Source organism: Photobacterium malacitanum, from assembly GCF_900185615.1.
Taxonomy (GTDB): domain Bacteria; phylum Pseudomonadota; class Gammaproteobacteria; order Enterobacterales; family Vibrionaceae; genus Photobacterium; species Photobacterium malacitanum.
Window position 1 is genome coordinate 33,127 of sequence record NZ_FYAK01000011.1, and the last position, 16,331, is coordinate 49,457.

At 39.2% G+C, this 16,331-nt stretch carries 15 protein-coding genes; 11 read left to right on the top strand and 4 right to left on the bottom strand.

Annotated elements, in window-relative coordinates; translation table 11 throughout:
- Position 1 precedes the first annotated feature (1 nt).
- From pstA to PMAL9190_RS16830, 6 genes are all read left to right on the top strand, one after another.
- Entirely contained in the window at positions 2-901 is a 900-nt protein-coding gene (gene pstA / locus PMAL9190_RS16805; protein WP_087846170.1) for a phosphate ABC transporter permease PstA, read from the top strand.
- An 18-nt stretch (positions 902-919) separates the two neighbouring features.
- On the top strand, positions 920-1,669 hold the full coding sequence (pstB, locus tag PMAL9190_RS16810) for a phosphate ABC transporter ATP-binding protein PstB (protein WP_060999629.1): 750 nt from the start codon (positions 920-922) through the stop codon (positions 1,667-1,669).
- A 196-nt stretch (positions 1,670-1,865) separates the two neighbouring features.
- Positions 1,866-2,207, top strand: a complete 342-nt coding sequence (locus PMAL9190_RS16815) for a TehB family protein (RefSeq protein WP_087846171.1) — start codon at positions 1,866-1,868, stop codon at positions 2,205-2,207.
- 141 nt (positions 2,208-2,348) lie between these two features.
- Complete coding sequence (locus PMAL9190_RS16820) at positions 2,349-2,729, top strand: hypothetical protein (RefSeq protein ID WP_087846172.1); 381 nt, start codon at positions 2,349-2,351, stop codon at positions 2,727-2,729.
- 221 nt (positions 2,730-2,950) lie between these two features.
- Positions 2,951-4,606, top strand: a complete 1,656-nt coding sequence (locus tag PMAL9190_RS16825) for a mechanosensitive ion channel family protein (RefSeq protein WP_087846173.1) — start codon at positions 2,951-2,953, stop codon at positions 4,604-4,606.
- Between the two features lie 352 nt (positions 4,607-4,958).
- Positions 4,959-5,417 carry an META domain-containing protein gene (locus tag PMAL9190_RS16830; protein ID WP_087846174.1) on the top strand — a complete coding sequence of 153 codons (459 nt, stop codon included), beginning with the start codon at positions 4,959-4,961 and terminating at the stop codon, positions 5,415-5,417.
- A gap of 83 nt (positions 5,418-5,500) precedes the next feature.
- Here the strand turns inward: PMAL9190_RS16830 and metE are convergent, their stop codons facing one another.
- Positions 5,501-7,822 carry a 5-methyltetrahydropteroyltriglutamate--homocysteine S-methyltransferase gene (gene metE / locus PMAL9190_RS16835; protein ID WP_087846175.1) on the bottom strand — a complete coding sequence of 774 codons (2,322 nt, stop codon included), beginning with the start codon at positions 7,820-7,822 and terminating at the stop codon, positions 5,501-5,503.
- Between the two features lie 278 nt (positions 7,823-8,100).
- Here metE and metR point away from each other — a divergent pair, with 278 nt between their 5' ends.
- Positions 8,101-9,012, top strand: a complete 912-nt coding sequence (metR, locus tag PMAL9190_RS16840; protein ID WP_087846176.1) for an HTH-type transcriptional regulator MetR — start codon at positions 8,101-8,103, stop codon at positions 9,010-9,012.
- Between the two features lie 25 nt (positions 9,013-9,037).
- Here metR and PMAL9190_RS16845 read toward each other — a convergent pair whose 3' ends face one another.
- A complete protein-coding gene (locus tag PMAL9190_RS16845; RefSeq protein ID WP_065167820.1) occupies positions 9,038-9,226 on the bottom strand; it encodes a DUF4250 domain-containing protein in 189 nt (62 codons plus the stop codon).
- A 156-nt stretch (positions 9,227-9,382) separates the two neighbouring features.
- Complete coding sequence (locus tag PMAL9190_RS16850) at positions 9,383-10,063, bottom strand: HI_1241 family integral membrane domain (RefSeq protein WP_503121365.1); 681 nt, start codon at positions 10,061-10,063, stop codon at positions 9,383-9,385.
- A 276-nt stretch (positions 10,064-10,339) separates the two neighbouring features.
- Between PMAL9190_RS16850 and glpA the strand changes: the two genes are divergently transcribed.
- The 4 genes from glpA (at position 10,340) to PMAL9190_RS16870 (ending at position 15,096) form a co-directional block, all read left to right on the top strand.
- On the top strand, positions 10,340-11,992 hold the full coding sequence (gene glpA, locus PMAL9190_RS16855; protein WP_087846178.1) for an anaerobic glycerol-3-phosphate dehydrogenase subunit A: 1,653 nt from the start codon (positions 10,340-10,342) through the stop codon (positions 11,990-11,992).
- On the top strand, positions 11,992-13,335 hold the full coding sequence (gene glpB / locus PMAL9190_RS16860) for a glycerol-3-phosphate dehydrogenase subunit GlpB (RefSeq protein WP_087846179.1): 1,344 nt from the start codon (positions 11,992-11,994) through the stop codon (positions 13,333-13,335). Before glpA ends, glpB begins: the two co-directional genes overlap by 1 nt.
- Positions 13,335-14,543, top strand: a complete 1,209-nt coding sequence (glpC, locus tag PMAL9190_RS16865) for an anaerobic glycerol-3-phosphate dehydrogenase subunit GlpC (RefSeq protein WP_087846180.1) — start codon at positions 13,335-13,337, stop codon at positions 14,541-14,543. Before glpB ends, glpC begins: the two co-directional genes overlap by 1 nt.
- Positions 14,544-14,679: 136 nt before the next feature.
- Complete coding sequence (locus PMAL9190_RS16870) at positions 14,680-15,096, top strand: PPC domain-containing protein (RefSeq protein WP_087846181.1); 417 nt, start codon at positions 14,680-14,682, stop codon at positions 15,094-15,096.
- A 14-nt stretch (positions 15,097-15,110) separates the two neighbouring features.
- On the opposite strand, the gene PMAL9190_RS16875 is transcribed toward PMAL9190_RS16870, so the two are convergent.
- Entirely contained in the window at positions 15,111-16,307 is a 1,197-nt protein-coding gene (locus tag PMAL9190_RS16875; RefSeq protein ID WP_087846182.1) for an MFS transporter, read from the bottom strand.
- Positions 16,308-16,331 lie beyond the last annotated feature (24 nt).

The following is a 16,331-nucleotide window of genomic DNA, read 5'->3' on the forward strand; positions in this document are numbered from 1 at the left end:
AATGCTTAATCATCACTCTTTATCTGCTCAAACCAATCGACTAGAAAATGCCAATCCTGCGGCACAAAAACGAAAAGACCGCTTAGCTGTTGCCATTATCTGGCTAGCTGCTGGCATTACGGTTGGCTTTTTATTATGGGTTATGTGGTACATTCTCAGCAATGGCCTTGCTCATGTGGATTGGTCGTTTATTAGCTCAAATTACACCACTATTGGTAAAGAATCAGGCATTTGGCCAATGATTGTATCGACTCTTTATATGGTCGCGGCTTCAATTGCTGTTGCAGCACCATTAGGGATCATGACTGCAATTTACCTTACAGAATATGCCAAAGTTGGCAGTCGATTAGTTAAAGTTATTCGTTTTTGTACTGAATCTTTAGCTGGTATTCCTTCGATTATCTATGGCCTTTTCGGTATGACCTTTTTTGTGGTTATTCTTGGCTTTGGTTATTCGATCCTATCAGGTGCATTAACTTTAAGTATTTTAATTCTTCCGGTGATTATTCGTACCACTGAAGAAGCATTAATGGCTGTACCACAAACCTACCGTGAAGGTTCATACGGTTTGGGCGCATCTAAGATTTATACTATTTGGCGACTCATTCTTCCTAGCGCAATGCCAGGAATTGTGACCGCAATAATCCTCAGCGTTGGTCGTGTTATTGGTGAATCAGCACCAGTATTTATGACAGCAGGTATGGTAGCGCGTATACCTGACAGTGTGTTTGACTCAGGACGTACACTGACTGTTCATTTATACAAACTTACTCAAGAACTTTATACCGTACATGAATGGAACCAAGCTTATGGCACAGCGACAGTACTCATTATTGTTGTTCTTGTAATTAACCTAATTACCAAGCTTATCGCTAGCCGTTTTAATACTGCGACTTACTAAATTTTGAGGAACCATTACATGAACAAATTTAACATTGAAAATCTTGATCTTTTTTACGGTCAAAACCAAGCATTAAAGCAAATTAACTTACCGATCCCTAACCGCCAAGTAACAGCACTTATTGGCCCTTCTGGTTGTGGTAAATCAACTTTATTACGTTGTTTAAATCGTATGAATGACTTAATCGAAGGCGTTACTATTAAGGGCTTACTGACCATCGATAATGAAAATGTTTATGGCAATATAGACGTTGCTCAATTACGCATCAAAGTTGGAATGGTATTTCAAAAGCCAAATCCATTTCCAATGAGCATCTACGAAAATGTCGCTTATGGTTTACGTGCTCAAGGCGTAAAAGATAAAAAAACTTTAGACGCCATAGTTGAACAATCACTGCGCGGTGCCGCATTATGGGATGAAGTCAAAGATCGGTTGAAATCTCATGCATTTGGCCTTTCTGGTGGTCAACAGCAACGTCTATGCATTGCTCGCACCATTGCAATGAAACCTGAAGTGATCTTAATGGATGAACCAACATCAGCCCTTGATCCTATAGCAACCAAAAAGATTGAAGACTTGATGGAAACACTAAAAAAAGAATTCACCATTGTTATTGTGACTCACTCGATGCAACAAGCTCGCCGTATATCAGATCGAACAGCATTCTTCTTAATGGGAGAATTAGTTGAACATGATGAAACTCAAAATCTATTTAATAACCCAGCAGACGATCGCACTCGAGGTTATGTTAATGGCGATTTTGGTTAGGTCTATTTTTAACGAATAATAATAGCGATGGTACTTCTTGCCTCTTCTTTATGAAGGGGCTTTTTTATTGAGACCTCATGAAATCTGTAACTAAAATACAATCACACCGCAATATTGACAGAAATGATTGCAGCATTATCATTAAACATGTATTTTATAGTCATGTTTTTAATTCTACTAAGTAGAGGTGTACATCATGGCAACGATTCCAAAAGATTATGTAAACAACAAATCCACTCCAATATTTACAGCTGAAAATATTCCGAAGATGTTTTTACATCGTCACAATACTCGTACTGGTGTTTATGGAAAAATATGCGTATCACAAGGGCAACTTAAATTTTATGGCTTTAGTGACCGACGTGGCGATATTGAACAACAATTTATCATTCATGCAGGTGAGGTTGCTATTAGTCCACCGCAATACTGGCACAACGTCGAATTTTTAACTGCTGACACACAATTTAACGTCTGTTTTTACGCTCAAAAAGACAGTCAAATTGTGCATAATAATTTAAATGAACGAGATCCAGAGTGATAACAGCACCATAGTGCATTCACACAATCATTACTCCATTAGTTCGAAATTAACTCTATAATGACAGTACATAAATAAGGATTAGATAGTCTTACCCACCTTGATAACTAACTCTTGATAATTCCAATTATGGAGGGTGTGATGATGCGCTATAAACAACAAATAAGACAAGTTACGGCTTGGATTGATGTACTTACATCAACGAATATTCCAATAAGATCAGTGGCTATATTAATTAATAACTCCCCTGTTAATAAATTATTTGCCTACAAATTTAATCATCAAAATATAAAAACCCATACATTAATCAAACAATTAAATCCCCAAATATTAATCGATACAATTATCAGTAGTGGCTGCAATATTATTATTGTTGATAAGCCAAGTTACTTATTATTACAGCAAATATTGCCCTCTTTACAACACAATATCGTTATTGTGCTTACACAAGAATATTGGCAACCAGATTGGACATGGGCGTTTAATCATTTTACTTTTTTATGCCAGCAAGATTTACCCTAGTCGTTATTGTCATTCACAAAGACAGCAACTAAATAATATTTATCAACACATTTGCTACATCAATTTGTCAATTTTGAATGAATATTTATAGCAGCGAGCGTCGATTTAGTTATAATCTGCGCACATTTGTCTAATGACAATAAATAGCTTGTTATCATTAGTCATTATACTGACTGATAACTTCATATTATTTCGTATCACCAGCAGGAGTTTATCGCAACATGCGCTTACTGGTATTAATGCTTATCTTCGTTTCTACGCTCAGTTTTGCAGAAACAAAACCACAGCCAACGATCCCCCAACAAACAAATGTTGAATATAAAAAACTTCAACAGCTAAATAAAGAAATTGACGTTTTAGCAAAAGAAGCCACCAATACAACTGGTTCTTCACTTGATGTTATTCGCTTGCAATTACTCAATAAAAACAAAGAATTAAGAACCACCCTTGTTGAATTGATTGATGAAAAGAAAGCAGATAAAAAGCTATTACTTAAACAAGTAGAACAACAGATAACATTTGCAGCAGACGCTGAGAAGTTTCTACAAGCTAAACTTGAACGTGACCAAAAAGCGCTTGATAAAGCAAAAGACACTGACAAATTAGTCGCTTTAAAAGCACTGACTGAAAGTCGTGAGTTCATTGTTCTTGTGCTGAATGAAGAGTGGGAAAATTACCAATGGATGGAGCGTTTAGGTAAGCCACAGCCTAATGCAGTTAAAGCACTTAAAAATAATATTGATCATCGTCTTGATTTTATGTCAGCGTCACTCACATTTGGCAGTCAAGCTCTTGATTTAAACGATAAGCAGTTAAAGACAGCAACTGGTGATGAACTCAAAGCACTGCAAGTTTCACAAATTTTAGCCCAACGCCAAGTCGATAGTGATACTAAAAACCTCACAGATTTAGTTAAATTAGCTGACGATATGGGCATTGATACTGCAGAATATAAGCGGTTACTGTTTGAACAAACAGGTAATGTCACTGATGACTTATTAAATAGTAAGGTAATGTGGTCAATCGCTAGCTCATGGACAACTGAATTTGGTTCATGGTTATTTGAAAATCTACCGCAAATGATCTTTAAAGTATTTATTTTTATCTTTATTATCTTTGCATTCAAAACGTTAAAGAATATTGTTCGCAAAATGGTAACGCGTGCGGTTTCGACTAAGAACCTCAAAATGTCGATGCTAATGCAAGAATTCTTTATTTCAATGTCAGGTAAAGTTGTCTTTGCTGTCGGTATCCTAATTGCACTTTCGCAAGTCGGTTTAAACCTTGCGCCTATTCTAACCGGTTTTGGTGTTGCGGGTATTATTGTTGGTTTTGCTCTACAAGATACATTGTCTAACTTTGCATCAGGTATGATGTTATTGATTTATCGCCCATTTGATGTCGGTGATTTAGTCGAAGCGGGTAGCATTACTGGTAAAGTAAGCCATATGAGTTTAGTTAATACCACAATTAAAACCTTCAGTAATGAGATCATTATCGTACCTAACAGTAAGATCTGGGGCGATATCATCAAGAACGTAACGCATGAAAAAGTACGTCGTATTGATATGGTTTTTGGCATCGGATACAGCGATGATATCGAAAAAACTGAGCGTGTTTTACATGATATCGTTGAATCTCACCCTTCTGTTTTACGTAGCCCAGAGCCAAACATTAAGCTACATACATTAAATTCATCGTCAGTTGATTTCATTGTTCGTCCTTGGGTTAAAACCGATGATTACTGGGATGTGTATTGGGATATTACTCGTGAAGTGAAAATGCGCTTTGATCGTGAAGGGATCTCGATTCCATTCCCACAACAAGATGTTCATTTGCATATGGTTGAAAAAGCAATTGAGTCAAAAATAGCTTAATAACACCCCAAGCAATACCTTTAAGAGGGTAAATATCACTTACCCTCTTACTTTTTCATCAAACCAATAAAACGCACTTCATTTATCCATTTTGATTATATTTTTAATCGCTAAATATGTCGCAAATATACCTTTAGTAACAAATAAAACCGCATTATTTGGTAATAAATAGGTATAATCCATTCGAGCAACGATTGAACTAAAATAGTTTTTTATTCAATATTCCCATAATCTACATGGCGTAATGCACATGTCTGACAAACGAAGACAACAACCATTTACCGAGTAAATTTCTCAATGAATGTTTGCACTGTTGCTCACTCACCAACATTACTGTTCAGGAATAACTATAATGAAAAAGCGTCTATTATCAGCTCTGGTACTTCCTATGATGTTAGCTGCATGTTCAACAACGGGTATTAACACTCCAACAACACCACACCAAGTAACGGGCAGTGAGCTTGCTAACGGTAGTTGGTCATTAGTGAAGATTGATAACCAAGATATTGCTCAACCAGCACCTTTCCAAGCACCGACGTTAGAATTAGCAACAGATCTAGCTGCAAATGGTCACGCTGGCTGTAACCGTTACTTTGGTCAAGCTGAAGTAAAAGATGGTCAATTCCGCATTGAAAAAATGGGGATGACAATGATGTTATGTCCAGATAACGAAATGAAGATTGAACAGACTTTTGCTCAATCTCTTGCTGATTGGAATAAAGTTAGCATTTCAGGCGATACCATGACTATGACTAACGCCAAGCATACATTAACATTTACACGTGATGCTGCAGCGACTAACGCGCAATAATTATTGGTAAATAAATGCCAAAAGCCGTCTTTATTCTTTCAATAAGAAAGCGAAATTTGTAGACGGCTTTTTTATTGTTTCTATTATGCTGCAGTCACTTCACGGTATTTTTCACGCAAAATATGGGCAGCAGTTACCATATTGGTTAATGCCGCTTCCGTTTCAGTCCAATTACGTGTTTTTAAACCGCAATCTGGGTTGATCCATAAACGCTCAATCGGAATCAAAGCCGCAGCCTTATCAATTAACCCGGTGATCGTATCAACTTCTGGAATATTTGGTGAATGTATATCATACACACCAGGGCCGATTCCATTAGGATAAGCAAATGCTTCAAATGCTGTAAGTAATTCCATATCAGAACGCGATGTTTCAATGGTTATCACATCAGCATCTAATGCCGCTACTGATGCAATTATTTGGTTGAACTCGCTATAACACATATGCGTATGAATCTGTGTTTGTGGTGCAGCCCCTGCAGCTGAAATCTTAAACGCCTGTACAGCCCAATCGAGATATGCCTGCCATTGACTCTGTTTTAGTGGTAACCCTTCTCTGATCGCTGGCTCATCAATTTGAATAATGTTAATCCCTGCCGTTTGTAAATCCGTTACCTCATCACGCAGTGCTAATGCAATCTGATTAGCTATAGCTTCACGAGATAAGTCTTCTCGTGCAAACGTCCAACCTAATATTGTCACGGGCCCAGTAAGCATTCCTTTAACAGGCTTAGTAGTTAAAGACTGCGCATAACGGATCCAATCGACAGTGATTGGCTTTGCTCGGTAAATATCTGACACAATAATGGCAGGTTTTACACAACGCGATCCATAACTTTGTACCCAACCATATTGGGTAACAACAAAGCCCTCTAGCTGCTCTGCAAAATATTCCACCATGTCATTACGCTCAGCTTCACCATGCACTAATACATCAAGTCCCAAATTATGCTGTCGAATAATCGCATCTTGAATATGTATCTTCAACGCTTGATGGTAGTCAGCTGCAGTTATTCGCCCCGCTTTAAAATCACTACGTTGACTACGAATGGCTGTTGTTTGTGGAAATGAACCTATCGTCGTCGTCGGTAATAAGGGCAACTGTAACGCGTGTTGCTGTTGGATCGTTCGCTCAGCATAAGGAAGCGCTCGGTGTGCTAATTGCGGTGTAATGGCTGCAGTACGTTGCTGTACTTGAGTATTATGCACCCGTTCACTATCAAGACGGGCTTTTATACTAGCGCTATAATCACGACATGCTGCAATCGCACTTTGTTCACCATCAAGCGCTTGAGCCAATAACGTAATTTCATGACATTTTTGTTTAGCAAATGCTAACCATTGACGAACATCTTCATCCAGTTCAGTTTCACTCTCAACATCTATAGGGCTATGAAGTAAAGAGCATGAACTCGCTAACCATAAATTGCGCCCTAATTGCTGCTTTAGCGGCTGCAAACGAATTAGCCATTCAGCCAGATCTGCCCGCCATACATTGCGACCATTAATCACACCCGCAGATAGCACCCAATGATTTGGAATGGCGTCGGCTACGACTGATAATTGTGCTGGTGCAGCTGATAAATCAATATGTAAACCATCAACATTGAGCTGTGAAATGATGCCGAGTTGATGACTAATGTCATCAAAATAAGTGGTCAATAGTAACTTAGGCCCACCATGAAGCACTTGATATGCTAATTTAAAACTTGCCGTCCATTCAGAGGGTAACTCAAGCGCTAATGCTGGCTCATCAACCTGTACCCACTCGACCCCTAATGCGGTTAATTTGGTTAATATTTGCTGATAAGCTGTCAATAATCGGGGTAATAATGTCAGTCGATCAAACCCTTGCTGTTTCTCTTTACCTAACCATAAATAAGACACTGGTCCTAATAATACCGGCTTAACGTTATGGCCTGCTTTTTTAGCCTCTGCCACTTCTTCAAACAACTGTTGCCAGCTAACGTTAAAACTATCTTCTGCAGTAAATTCTGGCACGATGTAATGGTAATTAGTATTGAACCATTTGGTCATATCAGCAGCAGCACATGCACATCCCGTCGGCGCTTTACCACGTGCGACAGTAAATAAGGTATCTAAATCAGGGAAACCTTGCTGATGGCGGCTTGGAATATGACCAAGCAACATGCTCGTGCCTAATACATGGTCATACCAAGCAAAATCCCCTACCGCAACATAATCTAGCCCTGCACTAAGTTGATCATTCCAATGGCGATGACGTAACTCTTGTCCAACGTTTTTAAGCTGAGATTGATCGATCTCACCCCGCCAATAACGTTCTTGAGCAAATTTTAATTCGCGCTGACTTCCAATACGTGGATAGCCTAAAATATGGGTCACTGTTTTAGTTATACCGGCCTTTTTTTCTGATTGTACTGTCATTATTATATTCCTTTAATTCACTGTGTATTAATCATAAATCCATATAAAAACAACGGCTAAGATGACTGTTGTTGACTAACACAGTGGCTAATAATAACGCTGACAACAAGGTGATTTTTCTCATAACGATCATGAATTTTTTTCACGTTAAAATGCTAGTAATTTTTAAAACCAATCGCTAAGCATAGACGTTTAGCCATCTAGATGTTTACAATCATGATTTTACCTAGTAGATTAAAAAACAATCAACCACTGCCTATATGCTCCAAGGATGGAATATGATTGAACTTAAACATCTCAAAACATTAACAGTACTGAGGGCAACAGGATCACTCACTGCAACTGCAAATAGTTTATATTTAACCCAATCAGCACTGTCTCATCAGTTAAAAGATCTGGAGCAACGCTTAGGTAGCCAACTTTTTTTACGTAAAACACGCCCTGTACGCTTTACTGCTGAAGGTAAAGTGCTGCTTGATTTAGCCGACACCGTATTGCCAAAAATACAAATTGCCGAGCAAGCACTAGCCAATAGTAAACATCAGACAACGGCAAGGTTACAGATGGCTATTGAATGTCATTCGTGTTTTCAGTGGCTAATGCCTGCTTTAAAACAATATCAGGTACTATGGCCTGATGTGGATATTGATTTTTGTTCTGGGTTTAGTTTTGATCCTATTCCGGCGTTAGCTCAAGGGGAATTAGACTTAGTCATTACATCAGATATTCACCCCCGTAACGACATTCATTATGAGCCATTGTTTGATTTTGAAATGTGTCTCATCGTTGCTTCGCAATCACCGTTAGCAACTAAGTCATATATAGATCCGGCCGATCTTATCGATCAAACTCTACTCAGTTATCCAATTCAACGCCATCGCTTAGATATTGTTAAGCACTTTCTTCAACCCGCAGCCATTGAGCCATTAACATGGAAACAAGCAGATAATAGTCTGATGTTGATACAAATGGTGTCTGCAGGAATGGGAGTCGCGGCATTACCGAATTGGGCAGTTGATAGTTTTGTCCGTCAGGGGTTAATTGTCAGCAAACCATTAGGTACCGGGTTATGGCGGCGTCTCTTTGCAGCGGTACGAGCGTCAGAATACCAGCACCACTATTTGAAGGCTTTTTTTGCAACAGCGAAACAGCAATGCCAACAGCATTTACAAGGTATTAAAACGGTTTAACACCTTGCGTAAATAAAAGCTCATGCTACTTAAACTGATTATTTAATGGATCGTAATGATAGCCTTGCTGAGCCATTTTCTCTGTCAGTTCAGTTTCGCTTAACTCATAACGAGAGGTTAATTCAGCCATTGAGCAACACTCTAACCGTAAACGCTCATTCACAATACCAATCACAATATGGGTATCCATACCAAGTAAGTTATTAATTTCCATTTTATCCCCCTTACTATTCAATGATCATCGTCATTACTGTACGTAACTCATTAAGCATAGACGATATATTACAAATTCTCCCTGTTGTACATTTCAGCCATAAAAAAGCCTTTATCTCACACAAGATAAAGGCTAATTAGAATTAACAGTGATGGCTTAAAATAAGGTTAATTGCATCACGGCTGAAAAAGTAAGTAATACCGCTGCTGCTAGTAGTTGCCATTTATTGACGGTTTTATGTAATAAAATATGCCCCGACCATACCAGTAATGCAATGACTAAACACACCAATGAAGTGACAACTTCAACAGTATAAGGCGCCGTTGCAGCCTCACCCATAAAGATGATTTTCCATACTAATAACAGTACTGACACTATTGCACTCACAAAGCCTACAAAGGGTAAAATGCGGTGAAAAGCCTGTAAGCGGGTACGTGAAAACGTAAGTAATACATGGGCAAGTAAGCTACCGTATAATGCCATCGCCATTAAACTTAACAGTACTTCAGGCAGATCCATCATTGGCAGTAACATCATCCAACAAATAAAACCTAATAAATTCGAGCCATAAAGTACAACAAGAGGCCCTGAATCTCGTGTTTTATTGGTTTTCACTTTGACGGTAAAAAATAACAAACTCAATAGCGGCAGTACCGCCCATACTTTACAAATCGCAGCTAACAACCACCCAACCAGTAATACTGGCAACATTTTATGTACACGACCACGTTGACCAGGGCAAATCTCCCCTTTGGTGAGAACTAAAGTAAGAATACATTGCGCACCAAGCAGTGCCGGAATTAAAAATGCGAGATAGCCGATCATAATAAGCATCATCAAAAATAAAGAGAGCACAATTATACTCAAGTCACGTCAAGATGCGAATCTCAGCCATCCCTTTACCGCTAAAGATATTTACCTCATTAACGGTGCCACTTACTAATCTTCAAATAGCCACGCCATGAACAAAAAAGAACATTTATAATGTTCGTTCGCTCATTTGTGTGCGTTTGCTCACCAAATAGCATGTAATTTAATGGCATATTAACCCTATTAAAATAGTGGGCGTTTAAAGCGCTAATAATATAATCAATAACGATAAGCGAAACGAACATGACGACTTGGTTAGAAACAGAGGTTGTGATCATCGGTGGTGGTGCAACAGGTACAGGAATAATGCGCGATTGTGCCCTGCGCGGTATAAAATGCATTTTAATTGAAAAAGACGATTTAGCCTCTGGTACAACAGGTCGCAACCATGGCTTACTTCACTCTGGTGCCCGCTATGCTGTGACAGATCCAGAATCCGCCAAAGAATGCATTACTGAAAATCGAATTCTTAAAAATATTGCTCGTCATTGTGTAGAAGATACGCAAGGATTGTTTATTTCTCTGCCAAGTGATGATCTTCAATTTCAACAGCAATTTATTAGCGCCTGCCAAGGTGCTGATATTGATGTCGAACAATTAACGCCACAACAAGCGTTACGATTAGAGCCGAACTGTAATCCGCATTTAATTGGAGCAGTAAAAGTCCCCGATGGTACCATTGATCCTTTTCGGCTTGCTTCATCAAATGCACTTGATGCTATCGAACATGGCGCACAATTGTTTAATCACATTTTTGTTACTGATCTTATTCAACAAAATGGCGTCGTTAAAGGGGTTAAGTGTTTAAACCTTAAAACCAATACTCACTTTGAAATTAGAGCGCAGCAAGTGATTAATGCGGCAGGGATCTGGGGACAGCAAATCTGCCAGTACGGTGATCTTAATATCACTATGTTCCCAGCAAAAGGATCATTATTGATCTTAGATTATCGCATTAACAATTTAGTGATCAACCGCTGTCGCAAGCCCTCTGATGCCGATATTTTAGTCCCAGGTGATACCATTTCACTGATTGGAACAACTTCGGAGCGAATTGATTATAAAGACATTGATGATCTTCATGTCACCAGCAAAGAAATTGATATTTTATTAAAAGAAGGTGCCAAGCTTGCGCCAATCATGGCCAATACTCGAGTATTGCGCGCTTATGCTGGTGTGCGTCCATTAGTGGCTGTCGATGGTGATACTAGCGGTCGTAATATTAGCCGCGGGATCGTGCTATTAGATCACGCTGAACGCGATAGCATGGACGGTTTTATTACCATTACTGGCGGTAAATTAATGACCTACCGCATGATGGCTGAATGGACCACCGATTTAGTTGCCAAAAAACTCGGGAATACTATTCCTTGCACCACTCACCAGCGCCCATTACCGGGATCCGAACAACCCAAAGCCATTAAGCACACAGCCAGTTTAGCTAAACCTGTTTATCAATCCGCCTATTACCGCCACGGTGAGCGCGCGCAACAATTTTTAACCGATGATAAGAAAAGCCAAGCCATTATTTGTGAATGCGAAATGGTGACTTGTGGTGAAGTTGAATATGCCATCAAGCAACTTGATGTGCATAACTTAGTTGATTTACGCCGTCGTACACGCGTTGGTATGGGACCTTGCCAAGGGGAATTATGTTCTTATCGGGCGGCTGGGCTATTTGCTGAATATGGCGACACTGATGGCAACCATGCCAGCCATATTCTGAGTGATTTTCTTGAAGAACGCTGGAAAGGCATTAAACCTGTTTTTTGGGGAGATGCTTTACGCGAAGCCGAGTTTTCTTATTGGATTTATGAAGGTCTATTTGGTGTCAGTGATATTCCACCAACAACAACATCTACCAATACTAACCAGCCACAAGGCGAGGAAAAATAATGAAATTTGATAATATAATTATTGGTGGTGGTGTTGCAGGCTTAACTTGTGCGATCCGTTGTGCCCAAGCAGGACTTAAGACAGCCGTTATTGCTGCAGGTCAAAGTGCACTCCATTTTTCTTCAGGATCAATTGATGTGTTAAGCCGTTTACCTAATGGTACTGCAATCCAATATCCTTTTAGTGAATTTGACCGTTTAACGGCTCAATCACCACAGCATCCCTACAGTAAATTAGGACTTGATGTTACTCGTCAAGCGATTGATTGGTATCAACAAACAATGGAAAATATTGGCATTGAACTGCATCATCAAGCTGATGATTGTAACCATTTGCGCATTACTCCAATGGGAACATTTAAAGCAACATGGTTATCGCAATCTACTGTACACCCTTTTCCAATGTTTGAACCCGCACAAGCATTACAAAAAATCGCATTAGTAACGATTGATGGTTTCCGTGATTTTCAGCCCCAATTAGCAGCCGATAACTTACGCCTATTGCCCCACTTTGCTAACGTGGAAATTACCACAACAGCCGTTGCATTACCTGATGTTGAACTCATGCTGCGTAACCCATGTGAATATCGCTCGATTGATATTTCTCGTGTCTTAGCCGATGACAATAAACTACAACGTTTTGCATTAGCCATGAAAAATACTATTGGAGAAGCAGATCTGGTGGTTCTTCCAGCTGTTTTTGGCAACGGCTCTGGCATAAAGATCCTCAAACAAATTGAACAGTTAACCGGCTACACACTGTGTGAAATTCCAACCATGCCGCCATCGTTACTTGGCATTCGTTTAGAAGATGCAATGAAAAGCTATTATAAATCGTTAGGTGGGTTAATTCTTGCTGGTGATGAAGTAACTCATGGTGAATTTGAGAATAACCAATTACAACGTATTTTCACTCGCCACCATGGTGACATGCCACTGGTTGCCAATCACTATTTACTCGCCAGTGGCAGTTTCTTTAGCCGTGGTTTACATGCAGAACGCCATCATATTGAAGAAGCCGTTTTTGGGTTAGATATCGCGCCATTAGCTTCAACCAACCACCAGCATTGGTATCAATCACAATTTTTCAGCGATCAACCGCATCAATTTCTTGGCATGGGGGTTGAGACTAATCAGCAGTTACAACCTAGCCTTAACGGTAATACGATTACCAATCTCTATTGTGCAGGGGCTATTTTGGCGCATTACAACCCTATCTTTGAAGGCAGTGGTAGCGGTGTTGCTATTAGTAGCGGTTTTCATGCGGCACAATCAATGATCGCTCTACAGAACCATCATCAATCAAGCGCTATTTTTCCATCATTAGCAGAGGGCAATATCTAATGCTCAAGCAAGATACCAGTTTTGACCAATGCATTAAATGCACCGTATGTACCGTTTATTGCCCTGTTGCTAAAGCCAATCCTAACTACCCTGGCCCTAAACAATGTGGCCCTGATGGCGAGCGATTACGGATTAAAAGCGCAGAATTTTATGATGATATGCTCAAGCTATGTACCAACTGCAAACGCTGTGAAACCGCGTGTCCTTCTGGCGTTAAAATTGGTGACATGATTGCTGTTGCGCGCAGTAAACATGCTAAACACGATCTAAATATTAAAACTATTCGTGATTTTGTCCTTAGCCATACCGATTTAATGGGATCTGTCGCGACCCCTTTCGCACCAATCGTCAATGCGATTACTAGCATGGAACCGGTAAAAAAAGTCATGCATAAAACCATTGGGGTTCATGACCATAAAAGTTTACCTAAATATTCCCATGGTACTTTTCGCCAATGGTATAAAAAACACTGCCATAACCAAACTCACTATCCACAGCAAGTACATTATTTTCATGGCTGTTATGTCAATTATAACCACCCACAATTAGGTAAAGATTTCATCAAGGTCATGAATGCAATGAACATTGGTGTGCAATTACTAAAAAAAGAGAAGTGTTGTGGTGTACCACTGATTGCTAATGGTTTCTTTGATAAAGCCAAGAAAAACGCATTGCTCAATACTCAAAGTTTTGCAGCAGTTGTTGAAAAATATAATTCAACCATTGTTTCAACCTCTTCTACTTGTGCGTTTACTTTACGTGAAGAATATCCACATGTTTTAAAAGTTGATAATGCCAACGTTGCTGATCGCATTGAGTATGTGACTCGTTTTCTACTTAAAGCATTTATGAATGGTAATACCCCTAAGCTCAAACCTATTAATAAGAAAGTGGTCTACCATACTCCCTGTCACCTAGAGCGCACAGGAGGAAGTTTATATACCATTGAATTACTGAAAATGATTCCAGGTTTAGAACTTGAGGTATTAGATAGTCAATGTTGCGGCTTGGCGGGAACTTATGGTTTTAAAACTGAAAATTATGATACTTCAATCAAAATTGGTGAGGACTTATTTCAAAAGATACGCCAAGCCAATGCTGATTATGCAATAACTGATTGTGAAACCTGTAAATGGCAAATTGAGGAAAACACTGATTTAAAAACAATTCATCCAGTTAGTTTACTGGCTATGGCATTGGCTAACTAAACACACCTTTACCAATTGGTTATTTTTGATAATACTAATCAAATACGCAGTATTTTCCCCCGATTAAATACTGCGTACTTTTTAACTCGCGTAACAATTAGCGAGATAGGTTTATCAAACGATTGAGTCATGTATTATGTTATTTCTAAAACCATTAGGACTATTGTTTACTGCACTAATATTAAGTAGCTGTTCTTTTATGGCTATTGCAGCTGATAGCACAGAAGCGGTTCATTTTAAAACAGGAGCTAGTAGTGAGCAGTATGTCGCTACCACTACCAGCTATGATGTTAATAGTTATGTTTTTTATGCTAAAAAAGATCAGCATTTAAAAGTCACCCTCGACACCAAAAGTACTAAATTATGGGTTATTCTTCTCGACTCAAAACTTGAACGGGTTGCTGATTTAAATCCTTATTCTGCTGATATTAATGACAATGGCGAATATGTATTACCTTATACTGGCAAATATACGATTCGCATTGGTCAATATCGCGCCTTTGCTCGCCGTGGTGAAAGCAGCCATTACACATTAACTATCGCGATCGATTAACCTCGATTATTACCTCATTGAGGTTGTAAAACAGGTTGTTGCTTGGTTTTCATTAAGTACCCACATAAGATAAACATTAGTGAGTACAATACTGTACCTCCAGTAACAACCATACTCCAACCGCCATGCTGCCAGCAATAAATCAACAAAAAGCCTCCTAAACTACCACCGACATAATAATGAACTAAATAGAGCGCAGTAGCCGTTGCTTTAGCGACTTTGGCATGATGACTTACCCAAGCATAAGCTAATGAGTGGGTAAAAAATGCCCCAGAGCTCAATAACAGCAAGCTGATTAAAATAGTAATGCGTGATTCAACTAAACCTAACCACATTCCCACCAAACTTAAAATACCGCCTAAGATCATTCCTGATATTGGATTAAACTTACTTGCCCAACGACCGCTTAAACGTGATGTGATGGTGCCACTTAAATAACAAACAAAAATTAGTGATGCCCAACTTAAAGGCAAATTAAATGGTGCGGCTACCAATCTAAATCCAGTCACTGAATAAAGGTTAATAAATAACGCAAAATTTATTCCGCCAATTAACATTGCTAACCATAAAACAGGTTGCTTCAGATGAGCAATTAATTGACGAGCATGTACATGTAATTGATGGTTATGACGAACAAAATGTTGCTGTGGTGGTAATAATCTAATCACCACAATAGCCCCAATTAAACTCATGGCCGCCATTCCAAATACCGCCCAATGCCAACCTAGTTGTTCACCAAAAATACCACCATACAATCGCCCAGCAATCCCGCCTAATGAATTAGCACTAATGTAACTCCCCACAGCTAACATTAATGCTGTAGGGCTAAACTCTTCTGCCATATAAGCCACAGCAACAGCGACATAACCTGCAACCGAAACCCCCATCACCGCACGTGCTAAAGTTAGACTCAATAAATTTTGAGTGAAAACCATCGCGATTCCCACAATAGGCATCAGTAATAAGCTGATCACCATGATCAATCGTCGTCCAACGATCTCGGAAGCAATAGCCCACGGAATTAAACATACTGCCAGCATTAATGTTGTCGCCGCTAATACCCAGTTAATTTGAGTCGCGGACACAGCAAATTCTGTCGCCATCAATGGCAACATTGGCTGAAATAAATATACATTACAAAAAACGATAAATGACCCTAATGCCAGTGCAAAACTGGTTTTCTTATAGGCTAATGTGTGTATCTCTATCATGATCTCACCTTTTAAACGATCTAT